Origin of the sequence: Streptomyces endophytica, assembly GCF_026153355.1 — a bacterium.
GTDB lineage: Bacteria > Actinomycetota > Actinomycetes > Streptomycetales > Streptomycetaceae > Streptomyces > Streptomyces endophytica.
The window spans coordinates 6,323,536-6,341,123 of sequence record NZ_CP110636.1 but is presented as its reverse complement, the minus strand read 5'-3'; the positions used below and the strand labels follow the sequence as shown (position 1 = coordinate 6,341,123).

The following is a 17,588-nucleotide window of genomic DNA, read 5'->3' as shown; positions in this document are numbered from 1 at the left end:
CTCCCTCATCTCCACGCCCCCGTCAACTGGAAGCCCGCCCAATGCTGTGGCTGGTCCGGATAGAGCGTTGCGATCTCGGCCTGTCCCCGTCGCAGGGCTTCCGCCTTACTTGTGCCGTTTGCCAGCCACTGCTCGTGAAAGCGGTACACCAGATCCAGACTTAGCTCCTGCGGGATGCTCCACTGGCTGGCCAGCAGTGATGCCGCACCTGAGAGCAGTACGGAACGGGCGAGCCCCTGGACTCCGTCACCCGTGACACGTCCGCCGGCGCTCTGGCAGGCCATCAGGATGACCAGTTCCGCTCGGCAATCGAGCTGCTGGAGGTCTCCCGGCCGGACCACCCCGTCGTGCCCTGAGGTCTGGTCCGGAGCCAGGGCGATGAAGGAATGGTCGGCGTGGTCGTCGTCTGCCTGCGCATGCGTGCCGAGCAGGAGCACATCGTGCTGGGAGGCGTCGTCCCGCAATCGCGCCAGGGTTGCTCCTCGGCCGGTCCGCTCGGTCCGGGCATCGGGCAGATAGTGGCCGGTGATGGCATGCAAGTTGGCGCGGAGCTCGGACAGAGACGGTAGGCCGCCGGGCATGGGGGACGGATCCACGAAGCAAGCCAGCCGCCGCTGTATCGGCCGCGGCCGCGCCCGGGCGTACCGCAGTGTGCCGATGGAGGGCGCGTAGGAGAGAGCGCAGCGGTCGAGGAGGTACTGGCCGGTTTCCGCGTCGCGGAGGGCGGCGAATGGGATGTGGAAGAGCATGCGGTGCGGTATGACGATTAGCGGTGGCGGGTTCGGTGCGGGGCTGGTTGTGGGGAGCCAGTTGTGGGGCAGGGGTGCGATGAGGAGTGTATGGAGTCTGGTCAGGACGGTGCTCATCTGGGCTTGGTCGGGTCGTGCCGATTCCAGCAGCGTGCGGGCGCGTTCCACGAGAGGCAGCAGGGTCAAGGCGCCGGACGGTAGGCGCACGGAGTCGAGCTGCCCGTCGGGGGTGACCAGCCAGGCGCGGGAGGTGTTGGACCCCACGGCGTACTCCAGCACCGTTGCGTCGCTCATGTGGATCTGGGCGAGTAGTTCTTCTGCGCTCAGCGCCTCCACGGCTCCGAGTTCGTGCGCGTTGTTGCGGCGGGCGGCCTGCACGTCGAGAAAGACCCGGCCCCTGCCCCGTTCGGCGGCGGCCAGTGCGGTGCGATCCAGGCCGAGGTCCGCGATTGACTCGGTGAGCGAGACGAAGAAGTCGTCCGCATGGGTGAGTAGGTCTATGCGGGCGACTTCGGTGTCGAGCCGGAGTCGCCAGTCTTCCAACACGTCGGTGAGCGCGGTCATCGCACCGTGTGCTTGCTCCCGGATCACTTGGGCGAGGTGGTGCCGCCGGGCGAGTTCACGGCGGACTGTGACAGCAGCGTGCAGTGTCTCCAGTACCGGGGCGAGCTCGTCGCTTGAGCGGTGGCAGTGCAGCAGTCTGGTGAGGATGTTGACCTCGTCGATGAGCAGAGAGTCTGCGGGGTGTCCGGTGGCATGGTGCCGCTCGGCCTGGCATCCCGCGAGCGCCTGTCGCAATACCGTGACCGCCTGCAGGTGCCGCCCTGCCAGGGTGAGGTCGAATCCTTGGTCCCGCAGTGTGCGCCACGGCTGGGCCTCGTTTGGGACAGATGGAGCCCCAGGCGGGGCGGACGCTCCGGGCGCCTCAAGTAGTGCTGTCTCGGCGGCGGACGGCTGGTCGGCAGCGACCGTGCGCTCCCGCCACCATCGTTCAAAGTCAGCGGGATCGGGCGGGCCGGAAGCGATCGCCTCTCCCTCTACGCGCGCCTCGTAGGCGGCCTCATGGCCGAACAGTCGGCCGGTGGCTGCGATACGGCCGTGCACTGTGGCTCCCGTGCAGCGGAGCAGCGCCTCCGCGTTGGTCGCCGGAATCGGCATTGGCGCGTTCCAGCAGATGCTGGGAGCACCTTCCGGGGCGGTGCTCTGACAGTGCAGCAGGCCGTTCTGCAGGAACATCCTCAGTTCCCCTGTGTCTGTCCGGGACAGGCCGGGGGCAGAGACGATCCACGAGAGAGCGCCAAGGGAGGCGAGGTCGTTCGTGGAGATCAGGAGCTCGACCGGCCAAGGCGCATCGGCGACAGCCGGCAGCGTCACCACCTCACCTTCCACGGGTCCAAACGAATGCCCAGCCGCCTGTCCCGCCATCCAAACCCGATAGAGAGCGGGGAGGTTGAGGCTGTCGGTTGCGTCGCTGAATCTCCGTCCGGAGGTTTGGTGAGTTGCTGGCACCAGGCGCTGCCGGAGCGCCACCTCGATCGTGCCTGATGCGGCGGTAACGCGGTACTGAGCATCGAGTTCGCGAGCCCCAGTGCCGTCTGGGTTGAGCAGTACCTCTCCCGTGATCCCGGCGTACGGGCCGTCCCGGTGCCGATACTCAGCCCGAAGGCGAACGCCACCGGGGCACGGAGCATGGCGGCCCCGAAGCGGGAAGAGATCCCTTCGTGCCAGGCCCGGCTCGGGGATCACTAGGAGCCGGCCATCGGGGTGCAGCCACCAGTGGGTCAACTGCAGCATGCGGCCCAAGGAGGCGGTGCCACAGTGTCCCGCCACCACCCGCAACTCGGCCAGGGAATCAGCCACCAATTCCAGGACCTGACTATTCTCCGCATTATTCTTCGTGGCCGCAATCATGCTGGAATCCCCCGCGGTGTGTTCAAGGAGACCGGGAACCCAACATGTAGGTAAGGAATCCAGTTTCTCGGCGGCTTCTCCTGTGAGATGGCTTCCTGGCAGGCGGACTGGTAGGCGGTCAGGGTGTCATGGCTCACAAATTTACTGTAGAAGGTGACGGCGAATTCATAGGCTGCGGACGCAGTAACCGGTGTCAGGCAGGAGACTTCCGCGACGGCTCCGCGAACGCGCAGGGCGAGTGGGAACCCGTTGAGATCCCCTGCGTGCGGTGCCTGCCGCCCGACGGTGCAGGCGTTGAGGAAGATCAGAGATGCCCCACACCCTGAGTGCAGCCATTCACTCGCACTCACGGTGACTCCATCCAGAAGGCGGAGCTTGGAGGTGGAGGACAACGGCCATCGATAGAATTCGCCATGTGCAACGATGTGCACGATTCCCCATTCGGCGGTGTGGCCCAGCAGGCATTCGCGAGCGTCTGCTGCCTGGTGAGGGCTTACTACGTCGAAACCAAACTCGTCCTCTACCTGAGGGGTCAGCACTCGCGCCTCGTCGACCGCCTTGATGGAATTGTCCCATCCGCCGATGAATGCGGTTTGAGGTATACTCGCGCCGGAGGGCGGCGATTCGAAATTCGGCAGGTACCCCACCCGATGTTGCTCGACCAGGTGTCCATCCGGGCCCAGGGCTGCATGGAGCGGGAGCCCTGAGAAGGCCCGGTGAGGGATGAAAACAACGGCGGCGCCTTCGGTGATTCGTCCAATCCACGGATGCACGACTGTGGCGTGAAGGCGTCTCAGGTCCTCCAGCAAATAATCTTGACCATGCTGGCTGCCTGTCCAAGTCTCGATTGCTTCCCGCAGGACGTTCAACAAGGGCGGGGTAACTTCAATACGGCAAGACCAGTACTGGCAGTCGCCGTTGGTCAGGTCGGCACCGAGCGCCCAGGCGCCGTACTGCGGCGAGCGCAGCAGTTGAACGATGGTGACAGGAGAACCGAACGGAGCGGCTACGTCGGCAAGCTTCGGAGAGGCCTTGGAACGGTGAGACTCACCGCCTGTCCTCAACCGATCCAGCATCATGGCGAACAGTTGCTGACTGGCATCCGGTGTACCGCGGTGCTGACGCTGCTCCGCCAGTTCGTATTCCTGGATCAGGTCCGGGCTATCCACGAACGCCCGGCTTAGGGCGCCGATCGGTGCATGTGCGGCCTTGAAGGCCCACTCCTCATGTCCCTGGAGAGCCAGCAGGCCGGCAAGCTGGTTGGAGACCGCTGTCAGGCTCTGGGCAATGTCGATCAAGTCGGCCGTCCCGTGAGCCCTTTCTAGGGAACCCTGTATGAGGTCGCACGCCACTGCCGCCAAATCGTTGATCTTCCTGGCTGCGTCAGGGCGGCCACGTTGATGACGGAGCCTGATGAGTTCCAACAGTGCCTTGATCGATTCCCGAGGCCGCCCGGCTTCGAGCCCGGCCTGGTAAGTCTCCTCGGCCACAGCGTGGCGCTGTTCCTGGGCGAGTCCGCCGTTCTCAAGGAGTCGGATCAGCAACTCGGGGCGGTACAGCGGGGCGTAGCCCTGTGCGAACTCATCTGCGATCTCCGTGCAGACGCGCACCACGTCGGTTCCCGACCGGCATTGATCGACCGGCAGTCGGCTGGCACGCGTCCCGCGGCGTGCCGGTCGCCACCGGTCCGCTACGGCGAGCCGCTCGAGAAGAGATGATGTCGGGGGGACTTCTTGGGGATGGCGATTGGCCAGGCCGAGGAGCGTCAATACCAGCCCGTGAGTGTGTTCGGTGTGCACCCGGTCGGCCAGTCTCTGTTCCCAGCCCTCGTCTGCCCGGTGGGACGGAGCCGGTGATGAAGGGCCAGCGCGGCCGGTAGCCCGTACCGGTCTGGATGATTCCGCTTCCGCGATATCAAGGGCAGGGGGCGTATTCGAGTCGCGGTCTCCCCGGCCTGCGCTCGGCGCTTCCCTGGGGAAGCGGCTCCTGAGGTCCTTGGAGAGCCGAGACCAGAACCACGACGCGGTGGGGCGTTCCAGACGCGCGAGGACCTTGCTCATTTCGCCAGCGGCGTCTGACAACTGCTTGCGGATGGTGGCGCTGTGCTGTGCCGGACTGTTCTCGTCGCCGAACACAAGATCACGCAGTAGTTGTTCGTAACTAGCGATCATGGCTGTCCGGTCACGCTCGAGCCGGATGAGCGCCAGGCGGGACTTCAGCCGGTCAGGCGACCGCTCGCTGAGGGTGAGGGCCTTCCGGGCGCAGGTAAGGGCCACATCGAAGTCTCCTGCGTCCTCCGCGGCACCGGTGGTGTTCAGTAGGTAGCGTGCGGCCTTGGGTCGCTTATCCTTCGGCAGAGAGGCGTAGTCGTAGTCGCCCGGCCTCACCGCGGACGACGCTCGGCCCGTGGTCGCCCACAGGTCTCCCTCCGCGACGTGAAATGCCTGAAGTCGGTGTTCGGCGGACGTCAAAAGTCCAACGTGCCGCCTCTTCCGGCGGTTTCGCCAAACCTCGTCGGTGCCGATGGCGATCTCTAGAAACTCGGAGGCTAGTTCCGGGTTGGGCACGTGCGAAAGGAGGAGACTCCGGCTTTCTTGAAACCGGTCCAGGGCGATATCGAAGAAACCGATAGTCGCATCACTGTCCGATAGGTAGCCGATGGCCATCGCGTACCGGATGGCGATGCGCGCGATAGCCTTGGCCGTGGCCGGCGTTCCAGGCCGCAAGGCCTGCCGGGCTTCCCACGCTTCGTCGTAGAGCGGAACGGCCACTTCTGGCCTTTCCAGGTCGAACGCCGACCTCCCGGCATCGGCCAGAAGATACACCCAGCCGCCGCGCTGGATTCCCCTCCTGGCGCGTCCGGTGCCATAAATCGGGCGGAGCATGTCGGTGAGATCGCTGTATACCGCGAGGCGCCGAACTCCACTGCCCTTGCCCAGGATTCCTTTTACCCACCTCGACTTGCTAGGCGGCAGGCCGCCGCCACACAGCAGTTCCTCAGCAATCCAGAATGAAACGCGGCTGCTGCTTAGGGTGTTTCTCCAGGCGTCCTCGGCCCGACGCTGAAAAGTCACGCGAACCTCAGGCTGCCGCGGCAGTTCCCTCAGCAGCTCCGAATCGTTGTTTCGGGCCCACACACACAGCTCGTCGAGGCCCTCGTCGTGGCACTCCAGCCACGCATTTAGGTCCTTCATGGAGTGCAAAGCGGCACGGAAGTCCTCGACGACCCGTGGGGTCTGTTGCTCAGGCATCCAGAACCTCCTGGGTGAATTCCACACTAGAGCTGCGCCCGGCATGACGCATGCTGAGAAGGGCAGGGGCACATCAAGCACTCTTAGCATTCGCTTAGTTGCTCCAAGTAAGCGCTTTGCTCGAAGCGCAAAGTTGGCGTAGACCTCGGATGAAGTGCTGGCGGCGCCACTTGTCAGCTGAGCGACGACGACTTTGTGCCGCCAATATGGACTTCAAAACCCCTCAGTGCAGGCCTAGCCCGGCGAACAGGCACCCGGGTCACTTGTGCAGTGCGATGACTGCTGCCGCCAATCCCTGATCGCTTCGGCGACCAAACGATCGCGGATAAGGGATCGTCTCACTTGGTAAGTCTGTGGTAGCAGATCGGGCTGCAGGCGATGGCGGTGAACGCTAGGAAGTGCTCGGCTTTGCGTTCGTAGCGGCGGTGGAGGCGGCGGCAGCCGGCGAGCCATGACATAGCGCGCTCGATGGTCCAGCGGTCCGGCCCAGTCGGGTGGAGGACTCGATGCCCTTGCGGGCGATTCGGTGCCGGATGCCGCGCTTGCGGAGCCATCGGCGCAGGTCGTCGTAGTCGTAGTCTTTTCCGCGTGCAGTTTGGCGGGGCGTCGTCTGCGTGGGCCGCGGCGGGAGCGGATGGGTGGGATCCCGAATACGAGAAGCTTCAGGGCCTGGCTGGAGGTTGGCGCCGGAGATACCGATGGACAGGGGTAAACCGGTTCGCTCGGTGATCAAGTGGATCTTTGAGCCTTTCTTGCTCCGGTTGACAGGATTCGGACCTGTCGGTCTCCCTCTTCAGAGCTCGCATGTTCACTGAGTCGATCGCGCAGCGCGACCAGTCCAGATCACCGCGCGAGCCCAGTTCGGCAAGGACCAGCCGATGTAGTTTCGCCCAAACTCGGGCGGCGGACCACTCGGTGAAGCGCCGGTGCGCGGTCGGCCCCGGAGGAGTCCTTGGGCGTCCTGGCGATCGAGATCGGGCTGATGAGAAAGGGCTGCCGGTCCACTCGTCGTCGCCGCCGTGCAGGGCCAAGTGCACCACCCCCGTCGCCTGAGCTGAATGGAACGACCGGTGGGCACGGTTAACCAATAACGGGGAGATCGAGACCAGGCGCACCCCACCTCATGTGTGGGGTGCGCCTGGCATGGGTGCGAGGGGCTACTTGGTGTCGTTCACGCCGGGTCGGTGAGCCGGAACGTGCGTGGCTGGTCGTTCACCTGCTCGGCGATTCCCTGACTGACCAGCTTGTCGAGCGCGTTGGCGATGGCGCCGGAAGACCTCTCGATGATGCGGCTGATCCGGGTGGCGGTGAATGCCTCGTCGGGGTGTGCCTGGAGGTGGTCGATGACCATCTGCCGGAGAGCTCCTGGCGCGAGTCGCCCCTCTGCATTGGGTGCGGGCGGTGCCGGTGCGGTCGGCGGCTCGGGGTTCTCCCGCGGCGCGGAAGCGTTGCTGCTGTCCTCCTCACTGTGCGTACCGTTTTGGCTGGTGCCGTCGCTGTCGTTGTGCTCGGTGTCCTGAGACGGGTCGCTCTGTGGCGCGTTGGCGTCCTCTTCGGCGCAGGTGTCCATGCTGTCGGTGTCGGAAGAAGTGGCGCCCGGCGTGGGCTCTTCCTGGGAGTTGTCGTTTGCTTCAGTGGAGCTGCTGGTGGGGCCGGTGGTGTCGTCCGTGCAGGGCTCTGGCTGGGCTAGCGCGGGGGCTTCGTCGTTCGACGGCGTGCTGATGGCCTCGTTGGCCATAGCGGCGGTGTACCAGAGGTCGGGCTTGCGCCGGGGGCCGTCGTGCCCGCCCGGGGAGCGTACGGCCAGGCCACGTTCTTCCAGCATGGGCAGTGCCCTTCCGGCGGTGGACTTGCCGACGCCTGCGGCGAGGGCGAGTTCGATGACCGTGGTCGGTTCGGTGAGTGCGACCAGTTGGGTGTAGATGGCGGCTTGTGCTTCGGTCAGTCCGGTCAGCGGTTGGGGTGCGGGGTGCTGCGTCGATGTGCTGTCGGGTGTGGTGTCGGACATGAGGGTCCTCGATTCCCTGGTGGTGTGGGTGGTTGAGGTCCCCGGCCGGGGGCGGGCCCGGTGTGCGGCCCGTGGGTGTTCGCCAGGCGCGTGCGCATCGCGTGTGTCCGGGCGAACGTGGCTGTGGCGGGAGCGGTTCGCGTGATGCGGTCCGTGGTCCCGTCGGCCGCGACCATGGACGCTCGAACCGCGGTAGGAAGTCAAGCGATGGGATGGCGTGGGATCGATGCTGGTCAGAGTGGTGGCGCGAGGGCCGGGGCCGATCGGTGCGGAGCGGTGAGCGGTGAGCGGTGTCGATCGGCGTACGGCGGGCGTCGTGGGTCTTCCTGCTGGGCGCGGCGGCGGAGCTGGCGGGAGCGGGCGGGGGCGGTTCATCCGATTGGGTGTGATGGGTCGGGGGAGCGGGCTTGGAGATCGTGGTGGATCTGGCGAGCGCGTTTGGGGCCGATGTGCAGATCGGTACGTAGCCGCCAGATGCTCGCCGGCTTGCCGGTGGCGACGCGAGCGGCTTCGTCTACGGCGATGGCGTGCGGCCAGACATCGGGGTTTGCGGCCCCGGTAGGGGGTGCTGGCGGGCTGGGAAGGGACGATCGGCCGGGTGGTGCGCTGTTGGGCGCGTCGGGTTGGACGTCGGGCACGTCCGGGACGTGGATTCCGATCGGGGCCTGATCTGAGGGGTTGGTCGTGAGTGAGGCCGTGTGCAGTTGGTTGCTTGCCGCCGAGGCCGATCGGGATGCCAGAGCGGTGTGTGGATCGGTCGGATCGGTGGACCTGGAGATGCCGATCTGGTTCAGGAGGTCGGTGACGGTCCGGCGGTAGGCGGCGATGGTTTCGGTGAGCGCGATGAGGAGGAGGGCGGGGGTGAGGTGGAGCAGGACGGCTGCCGGATCGGCTTGGTTGGGCCAGCCGATCTGTCCGTCGGGCCACAGGCTCTCCCAGGTGTTCATGAGGGCGGCGGTGGAGCCGGCACTCCAGCGGAGTGTGGTGGACCAGGCCGGTGGGCGGATGCCCCAGGAAGCGAGGCGGGCGTCTACGTAGAGGACCCCGGCGAGGGCGATGCCGAGCATGGGGTCGAGGAGGACGGCGATGGGGAGGGGGACGTGTCGGCTGATGGCGAAGCGGGTGACGTTGACTGTGGTGAAGACGAGCGCCAGGATCCCGACGACGCACAGGACCCGGGTCATGTTGCGCAGCAGCTCGACGGCTTCGCAGGCTTGGATCTGCTTCACCATGCGCCGCCTGCTCGTGCTGCGGGGCGTGTGGCTCCCTGGAAGTCGGCGGCGGCCGTGTGTGCCGGGGCTTGGCGGACGACTGCTCCGGGGTGTGGGGCGTCGATGGCTTTGCCGGCGCCGGTGTAGAGGGCGACGTGGGTGATGTGCCGGGGGCTGGGGCCGAAGAACAGCAGGTCGCCCGGGGCGAAGGGGGTGCCTTTCGGGAGGTGGGGATCGGCGTCGTACTGGGCCTGGGCGACGCGGGGGATGGTGATGCCTGCGGCGTGGTAGGCCGCTTTCGTGAGGCCGGAGCAGTCGAAACCGCCCTCGGAGGGGCCGTCGCCACCCCAGACGTACGGGGTGCGGAGCTGGGAGCGGGCGAAGGCGACTGCCTTGGCTGCGGGGCCAGTTGGGGTGAGGGTGGCGGCTGCGTACGAATGCGAGATCTTGAGGACCTCGTTCACGTAGGCATGGGAGTGGTTGTACGCGTAGATCGCGGCTCGGAGGTTCTTGCTGTTCCTGGCGCCGTTGGCGCACAGCAGTCTCGCCGCGGCGTATACGGCGTCGACCGCGTCCCAGGGGGTGGGCGGTCTCTTCCCTCCGGGCGGGATGGGGTGGGCGTAGGCGTTGAACGTGGAAGGCAAGAATTGCATCGGTCCCACGGCCCCGGCGGCGGAGACCATGGTGGGGTGGCGGGCGTGGTCGGTCTCGACTTTGCCGATTGCGGCGAGGGTGGTCCAGGACAGGCCAGGGCATTCCAGGGCGGCGCGCTGGTAGAGGGCGAGTAGGCGCGCTGGGATGTCGGTGCGGGCGTGTTTGCTCGGGGTGGCCGAGGTGTTGCTGGCGGAGGTCATGTTGCTGAGTGGTGCGGCGATGACGAGGGCGGCGAGGACCGGTAGGGCGATGACCGCGCAGCCGATGCCGGCGACTGCTTTTGTGAGGAGGGAACTCATGGGGCGGTGTCCGGGGCGGGCGGCACTGGTGGCACGGGGAGGGTGAGTGCGGTGTCGGCGTCGGTTGGTTCCAGGCCGGAGGCGGGGCTGAGGTTGGGCCATTGGGTGGCGAGGTGGGTGAGGGTGGTGCGGTGGCTGCCGGGTTGGAGCGGTGCCCACCAGGGGCCCCAGGGGTTGGTGGTGGTGAAGTCCGCGGAGGAGGTAGCTACTTTCAGGTTCAGGTCGTGTGCAGTGGCGGCGAGGTGGCGGCGTAGTGCCTGGTCGCGGGACTGCGTGCGGGTGTGGATGAGCAGGGCGGGGCGGGTGCTGGTGGCGGTGGTGAAGGCGGCGTAGCCGGCGAGTTTGGCTTCGACGCGCGAGAGGGTCTGGCTGCCGGTGTCGTATTCGAGGAAGAAGGGCAGCAGGTGGTCGCCGTCGCGCCAGTGGGCGTAGGCGTCGGGGCGGATGATGTCGCTCCAGCGGCGGGCTGCGGAGCGTTCGGAGAGCCAGAGGGGCAGGCCGGCGTTCGGGGTGGTGTGTGCGTAGGCGGCGAGGTGGGTGAGGAGGTCGTTGACGCCCAGGTCGTGGCCGAGGGAGGGGGAGTAGGCGATGCGGCCGGTGTGGGTGGGCCGCCAGCCGAGTGCGGAGATGTCCAGGCCGCCGTGGGCGGCGAGGAGGGCGGCTCCGGCGGGGCCGAGGGTGTAGTGCTCGGGGGCCGAGCCGGTTTGGGTGAGCGGCCGGAACGAGTCAAGCACCGTGTGCTGGTGGAGGGTGCGCAGGCGGCGCTGGGCGGAGCGCAGTGAGGTGTAGGCGAGGCGGGCGATCTGGTGTGTGGTCAGTACTCGGTGTTCGTGGAGCATGCGGACCAACCACAGGTCGCGGTGGGTGAGGCGGCGGGTGAGGGCCGCTACGTCCATGTGCCGTGGGGTGGGGTGGCGGGTGCGCGTGGTGGCGGCGCGGGCGGTGTAGCGGGAGCCGGGGCCGGAGGCCGGCCGTGGAAGTGCAGGCATGGCAGGTCACCACCAAGGGAGTTCGGGTCGGCTCAGGGCTATCGGCTTATGGGCGGGTGGGGGAACAGGGGCCGGTGCGCCCGGCCGCCGCTGTCCGCAGGTCTTTGGCGCGGCCGGGGACGGGTGGTGGCAGGGGGCGGGTGGTGAGGGTGAACGCGGCGGACTCTGCGCCGCTGGTCAGGAGATGGGCGGCGGCCTGGTAGGGGCCGAGGTGGGCGAGGTCGTGGGCGGCCAGTGCCGGGAGGGTGTGGCGTTCCAGGGCGTTGGAGTCTTCGGGGGAGGCGCTGAAGAAGACCTTGTTGCGGGCGTTGGCGGAGATGCCTTCGCGCAGGTCGCGGGGGAGCTGGGCGAGGTGCTGGTGGGCCAGGAGCATGGACAGGCGGTAGCCGCGGGCCTCGGCGAGCATGTCCTCCAGCGGGTAGGGCAGGGTGAGGAAGTTGTGGGCCTCGTCGATGCTGAGGGTGGCGTCGATCCGCTGGTGTTCGGGTGAGCGGGCGCGGGCGGCTGCGGCCTGCCAGGTTCCGGCGACGATGAAGGAGCCCAGCAGACGGGCGGTCTCCTCGCCGAGGGCACCTTTGGGCAGGCGAGCGAGCAGGATCCCGCCGTCGAGGACCTGGGTGAGGTCGAAGGTGGAGGGGCCGGCGGCGATGGCGCGGTGGGCGAAGTTGCGCAGCAGGAAGGCGCGGAGCTTGTTCATCACCGGCCCGACCACCGCCGCCCGGGACGGCTCGGACATCGACTCGTACCAGGCCCAGAAACCGCGGAGAACGGGGTCTTTGAGGGCGGGGATGATGCGGAGCCGATAGGCGCTTTCGCCGAGCAGGCGGGGGATGTCGGCAAGGGTGACCAGTTGACCGGTGCGCTGGCGGTGCTTGAGGAGGGTCAGGCAGGCGGCACGCATGACGTCGTCGGTGCGGGGCCCCCAGAAGGCCGTGAAGATCCGGCGGAAGATGCCGGTGATGTTGTCGACGACGACGTCGATGTCCGTGCCATCCAGCACGTTCAGGCACGGGGGCGTGTGGGGGTCGTCGGGGTCGATGAGGACGAGGCGATCCGCGCATGTATCGGGGAGGCGGTCCAGGAGATCGGTAACCAGATCGCCCTTGGGATCGATGACGATCACGCCGCGGTGATTGCGTACGTCGTCGAGGGCGAGGTTGGCGATAAGGGTGGACTTGCCCGATCCCGTCGCGCCCATGACGTGGAGGTGGTGGCGGGCGTCGGCAACCGCGAGCCCAACGCCACGGCGAGCACCCGTATCCGAGCGACCCAGGGGTTTGACGCCACCGCCGGTGGTGGGTTCGGGAATCTGCGGAGGCGGCAGGACGGAACGGGCACCGGCCCGCCGTACGCCCGGCGCGTCGGCGTCGAAGGGGAGGTGGGCGAGGGCGGCCAGTTCCGGTACGCAGAGCAGCGCGGCACGGGAGGGGAAATGCCGCGTGCTCAGACATGGCTCTGGGTGGGCGATGCGGGTTCGGGCGAGGTAGTTGCGTTCGGCGAACAGACCGAACGCCGAAGCCAGGGCGTGCGCCCGGCCGCGCGCTACGTCATCGGCGCGTTCCTGGCCAGTGGCGCAGGCGGCGGCGTACGTGAGGGCGCACTGCCACTGCGGCCCGGAGAGTTTCTGCGCCGACTGCCTTACGGCGGCTCCGTGTTCGGGGTCCTGTTTGCTGGTGGTGGAGGGCTGAGGGCGGTGGAGGAGCAGGGCAGCCAGGGCGGGCAGGCGAGCTGGGGTGTGCCCTGCTTTGAGGCGGCGGGCCTGGCGGTGGGCGCGGCGCACGGCCCGGCCGGTGGCCGGCCGGGCCAGGATCTGTACGCAGGCCGCCTCGTGCTCGGCCATGCCGGTGGCGGCTTGGAGCAGCGCGCGCAGCGGGTCGGTGGGGTGGTCAGTGCGCAGGGGCAGGTTGTCGGGCCGTGCCGGGCGCAGGCGTCCAGCGGTGATGGTGTGCCTGTGTGGGAGGAGGGGGACGGGGTCGGTGACGCGGGTGTGGGCGCCGGGCCAGGCGGCCTCCACCGCGCGGCGCGCGAGCCCCAGGGGGACGGCGCCCGGGACCCATAGGCGGATGCGCAGTCCGGTGTGGGACCAGGTGTACTCGAAGGAGAGGTGAGGCTGGCCGCTGGTGAGGCGGCGCCACCATGGACGGAGCAGACCGGACAGCTGGGCCCAGAGGACTTCGCCGCCTTTGGGGGCGACGTGGGGCGGGGCGAGGATCTCGATGCAGCGAGCGCCCTCGACGATACGGCGCTGCCTCCGGTGACGCAGGTGGCGGCGCAGCAGGTAGCCGCCGGCCGCGATGGCGGCGGCATAGGGGGCGAGAAGCGGCGCCTGGGTCCCGAGCCAGTTGACGGTACCGCTGCTGACATCCGTCCAGAAGCCGTTGGGGTCGATCAGGAAGTCGAGTGCGGGACCGCTTGGCTGTGTAGGCATGGAGAGTGGGTGTGCCCTGATCATGCCCAGCCCTCGTCGTCGAGGGACTCTCCGGTGTACGAGTCGTCGGAATCGAGGTCGCGGTCGAGAAGCTGGGCGGCGAGTTCCCCGGGGTCGGTGGTGATCACGTCGTGTTCGCCGGGGGCTGCCACGCTGATCAGGGCGACCTTGTGTCGGCGGTCGCCGGTCAGCAGCAGGGCCTCACCACGAGAGGCGGAGAGCAGGAATTCCCGCTCACCCTGGCAGAGATGGAAGCTGTCGCTGATCGTCTCGATGGCCTGTGGTGCCTGACGCAGCAGGATCTGCGTGGCGGCGTTCGAGACGATCGCCCGCCCGAGCGGTGAGGCGAGCACGTCGTCGGCGTCCTGGGTGATCAGGGCCAGGCCCGTCCAGTACTTGCGGTCGACCTTGGCCATGCGGAACAGGAAGCGGGCCCCCGCCTCCTCGCGCATCAGCAGCCACGCCTCATCGACCACGACCAGGTGGCGGCCCTGCTGAGCACGATGAGCGACCTGCCGCCAGATCGCGTCCAAGGCGAGCAACATCGCCGGGGCCTTGACCTCTTCCGGCAGCTGGCGCAGTGCATAGACCACCAGGTGACTGGAAGTGGTTGCTGTGCTGGGGCCGTTGAACAGGCCAGCATGAGAGCCGGTGGTGTACGGGGCTAGCCGGTCGGCGAGGTCGGTCGCGGTCTGGTCGCCGTCGTCGGTCAGGACGGTGGCCAGGTCGGCGAGCGTGGGCGGTGTGCGGGTCCACGTACGAGCATCCGCGGTGATCCCGGAACGCGCGTAGGTGGCGAGGATCGCCCGGTCGAGCACCGCCTTCTCGGCCGCAGCCAGGTCCGTTCCCAGCAGTACGGCGAGGAAGGTGTGCAGGAACAGCACACGACGGGTCAGGAGATCCTGCTCGGGTTCTGCCCCTGCCGGGAGGTCGAACGGATTGAGGCGCACGCCGTCTGCGCCGAGCGCGATGACGGTGCCGCCAACGGTCTCGGCGAGGCGTACGTACTCGTCCTCCGGGTCGATCACGGAGGCCGTGACGCTCGTGAACAGAAGCCTGAGGAGTTCGAGTTTGGCGAGGTAGGACTTGCCGGCGCCGGAGCGGGCCAGGGTGATGGAGTTGTAGTTGTCCTGGGCGAAGCGGTCCCACAGCACCGGTGCGCCGGATACGGCGTTGAGCCCGTACAAGACTCCCGCGGCCTCGCCGTCCGTGCCGGTGGCAGCAGGCAGGTCAGGGCTGATGAAGGGGAAGCACGCGGCGAGCGCAGCAGTGTCGAAAGTGCGGCGGGTCTTGAGGGTGTCGATGCCGAGCGGAAGGCTTGCAAGCCAGCCAGGCAGGGCCCGGTAGGTGGTAGGCGCCACCGACATCAGGAGGGACTCGGCGATCGCGCGGACGGCTGCGGCCTGCTCGGCGAGCGACTCCTCGTCCGCGGCGTGGACGGTCAGGTAGAGGGCAACGTGGAAGAGCTTTCCCTCGCCGCGGGCGATGCGATAGGCGAGTTCCGCAGCATCCGCGGCAGCGGCCTCGGTGTCCGGGTCGTCCAGGTTGCCTTTGTCGTAGCGTGCCCGCCGGCCGGATTCCAGGCGGGCGCGTTGCTTCTTGAGTCCTTCAGCAGCCACGGGGTTGGGCACAGGCTCGATGTGGAGGGCGATGTCGAGATGCCCGGGAAAGTTCAGAAGCGGGGAGAGCCAGCCGGGTGTGACTTCGGCCGGGTAGCCGGTGACGACCAGGGTGGTGGCCAGATGGGCACCGATCGCCAGCGCGCGGGCGTGGACCTCGATCGACTCGGGCCCGGCAGCGTCGAGCAGCGTCGCGCTGTCGATGGCCGTGTCTGAGGAGGGGTGGGGGCGACGGCGTCCGGGAAGCAGATGGGTCATGCGTGGTGACCTTCCGATCCGCTGGCGGGGTGGGTGGGTGTGTCGGGGTTGCATGCTGCGGTGAGCGTGCGGGCGGTCTGGGCGGCGTCCAGGGGAGTGACGGTGATCTCGGCCGATGCCAGGGCGCGGGTGGCCTCGTCGATGCGCTGCAATACCCGACCGTCGCCCGTACCGAGCCGCCTGCTGCCGTGGAGCGGCGATTGCTCGCGAGCCACCAGCAGGATTTGCCGGCCGAGCAGGTTGTCGCCGGCGGCGAGGTCGGCGAGAAAGTCGGCGTGGGCGCGGGCAGCCTGTTCCAGCGCCGGGTGCGGCAGAGCAGCGGCGTTGTACTGGAGCGCACCGACGAGGCCGTTCAGACTGATGCGATGGCACCGCACCAGCAGCTGCGTAGGGCCGGTCAGCGAGTTCAGCCAGCGAGCGAAGGCAGAGGTCAAGCCCTGCTGTTCGGAGACCGAGCGCAGCTCGAAGTTGACCGTGGAACACGTCGCCATGGCAGCACGGCCGTCAGAACCGAGGTCGAGCACTCCGTCCGCGGTGACGCCCTTGTACGGCATGCGCACGGCGGCCGGAGCCGGCCCTGCGGCCTTCACCCACCGAGAGGGGACGGCGGCGGGCAAGGGAGGGACGCCTTCGGGAGCATCGACCCGGCGTTTGGAAGCGCGGGTATGGGCGAGGGCGGCTGCCAGGAAGCGGTCCAGGCCGATGCCTTCCCTCTGGCCGAGCGCAAGCGCCATCACCGCCCCGGCGACGGGAATCACCAGCGCCGCATAGGTGAGGGGTGCCATGAAGGGGCGCGTCATCCACCAACCGCCGTAGAGGGTTCCGGCTGCCGCAGTGAGGATGACGGTCTGCCGGGCGGTGAAAGGGCCCAAGAGGCGGTCGGGGCGGGAGATGTCGACGGGGATGCGTGTGGCGTACGGAGCGTCTGCAGGGTCGTCGGGACCATTCACGGGTTCCTCCGGGGCGGTTCGAGGGGGAGCCGCAGCTGCACAGGGCGGGGCGGGTGCGGCCGTGCACACTCGGCGGGGATGCGTAGCGCCATCTGGCGCGCACGCGATGCCGACGCCGATGCCGGGGCGGGTCCAAGTCCGGAAGGCGGTGGGGGAAGCAAGGCGCGGGTCGGCAGCCCGGGCTGGGCAGCTGCCTGATCAGCGCGACTGTGTGAGGCGAGTTGCCGGCTACTGCGGGCTTGGGCGGGACGGATCATGCGGGAACCCTTCGCTGCAGGAGCGAGGAGGGTGCCCTTCGGTCCATGACGTCGAGGCGGCGAGCCTCCAGATGAGCGGGGCCGAATGCCGCGACGTTGAGGGCCACCAGCTGATGGGGCCACCAGACCCATGGCGCCGGGTTGGGGCGTTGGACCGGTCTCAGGGGCTGTGGGCGCCGGACGATGCTCGGCCAATCGTCCTTCGGCGTGAGGCAGGCTGGCTCGGCCACGGGCGCCCGGAGTTCGATCACGCCTGCCCCCGCCACGACCAGCTCCTGGCCCGCCAGGCGGGCCACCACCGCGTCCCGGGCGGCCACCCCCACCCCCCGGTCCACCACGACGCGGACCGAGCCCCCACGCGCCGCCGCCTCCGCCGCCACGGCCGCCGCCAGGGCGGCGGCGCAACATTCCGATCCCGGGCAGGTACTGGTCCATGAGCCGGTACAACGCGAGATGACGCAGCATTCGCACTGTGGCAGGCGCCTGCGGCTGGTGGACGGGAGTCCCGCGCAAGACCACTTGCAATGCCCAGCCGGGAATCTTGAACAGCACCCAGAACAGGCCGAGACCGGCGAGCATCGTGCCCAGCTGGTCGGACTTCGGGATTCCCAGCGTCGTCGCTCCAGGAGCGAAGAAGAGCTTGATGGCGAGGATGAACGTGATCGACTGCGCGACCTGGATGACCAGGCACCCGCCCAGGGCACGCCACCACAGCCGGGCCACCGGGTCACTCAGCGGATGGGCATGACACGCCAGGGCGAGGGGTGCCGAGACAGCCAGCAGCGCCAGGACCGCGACGCGCACCATGAAGCCGATCAGGACCGCGAGGACCAGCGCAACCATCAAGATGGCCAGCAGGATCAGGTAGAGCTTCAGACCGGCGACGCCGAACAGCGCGAACGGCAGGACGCGTTCGACCATGCCTTGCCCTGCGTCGGCCATATCCGTGGCCATGATCGCGTGGGCGAGGGCGTTGGACAGGCCGATCGCCTTGCCCATCATGG

General features: G+C 68.1%; 11 protein-coding genes. All 11 read right to left on the bottom strand.

Going from position 1 to position 17,588, the window contains the following annotated elements:
- Positions 1–5: 5 nt before the first annotated feature.
- The 11 genes from OJ254_RS28300 to OJ254_RS31930 all read right to left on the bottom strand — a co-directional run bounded on the left by OJ254_RS28300 (position 6) and on the right by OJ254_RS31930 (position 17,583).
- Positions 6–2,660, bottom strand: coding sequence for a CHAT domain-containing protein (locus OJ254_RS28300; protein ID WP_265364639.1), 2,655 nt, complete (start codon positions 2,658–2,660; stop codon positions 6–8).
- Positions 2,657–5,911 carry a CHAT domain-containing protein gene (locus tag OJ254_RS28295; RefSeq protein ID WP_265364638.1) on the bottom strand — a complete coding sequence of 1,085 codons (3,255 nt, stop codon included), beginning with the start codon at positions 5,909–5,911 and terminating at the stop codon, positions 2,657–2,659. Before OJ254_RS28295 ends, OJ254_RS28300 begins: the two co-directional genes overlap by 4 nt.
- 338 nt (positions 5,912–6,249) lie before the next feature.
- Entirely contained in the window at positions 6,250–6,465 is a 216-nt protein-coding gene (locus OJ254_RS31815) for a transposase (protein WP_423835978.1), read from the bottom strand.
- Between the two features lie 617 nt (positions 6,466–7,082).
- On the bottom strand, positions 7,083–7,919 hold the full coding sequence (locus OJ254_RS28285; RefSeq protein WP_265364637.1) for a helix-turn-helix domain-containing protein: 837 nt from the start codon (positions 7,917–7,919) through the stop codon (positions 7,083–7,085).
- A 371-nt stretch (positions 7,920–8,290) separates the two neighbouring features.
- Complete coding sequence (locus OJ254_RS28280) at positions 8,291–9,151, bottom strand: extensin (RefSeq protein WP_265364636.1); 861 nt, start codon at positions 9,149–9,151, stop codon at positions 8,291–8,293.
- The gene (locus tag OJ254_RS28275) at positions 9,145–10,083 is read right to left on the bottom strand and encodes a C40 family peptidase (RefSeq protein WP_265364635.1); all 939 of its coding nucleotides are present in this window, start codon (positions 10,081–10,083) and stop codon (positions 9,145–9,147) included. The genes OJ254_RS28280 and OJ254_RS28275 overlap by 7 nt, the downstream gene beginning before the upstream one ends.
- Positions 10,080–11,072 (bottom strand): replication-relaxation family protein, encoded by a 993-nt coding sequence (locus OJ254_RS28270; RefSeq protein ID WP_265364634.1) that lies wholly within the window; start codon positions 11,070–11,072, stop codon positions 10,080–10,082. Before OJ254_RS28270 ends, OJ254_RS28275 begins: the two co-directional genes overlap by 4 nt.
- 46 nt (positions 11,073–11,118) lie before the next feature.
- Positions 11,119–13,500 (bottom strand): helicase HerA domain-containing protein, encoded by a 2,382-nt coding sequence (locus tag OJ254_RS28265; protein ID WP_265364633.1) that lies wholly within the window; start codon positions 13,498–13,500, stop codon positions 11,119–11,121.
- A 20-nt stretch (positions 13,501–13,520) separates the two neighbouring features.
- Positions 13,521–15,377, bottom strand: coding sequence for a VirB4 family type IV secretion system protein (locus tag OJ254_RS28260; protein WP_265364632.1), 1,857 nt, complete (start codon positions 15,375–15,377; stop codon positions 13,521–13,523).
- Entirely contained in the window at positions 15,374–16,327 is a 954-nt protein-coding gene (locus OJ254_RS28255) for a PrgI family protein (RefSeq protein ID WP_265364631.1), read from the bottom strand. The genes OJ254_RS28260 and OJ254_RS28255 overlap by 4 nt, the downstream gene beginning before the upstream one ends.
- Positions 16,324–17,583, bottom strand: a complete 1,260-nt coding sequence (locus OJ254_RS31930) for a TrbL/VirB6 family protein (RefSeq protein WP_481005607.1) — start codon at positions 17,581–17,583, stop codon at positions 16,324–16,326. Before OJ254_RS31930 ends, OJ254_RS28255 begins: the two co-directional genes overlap by 4 nt.
- Positions 17,584–17,588: the final 5 nt, after the last annotated feature.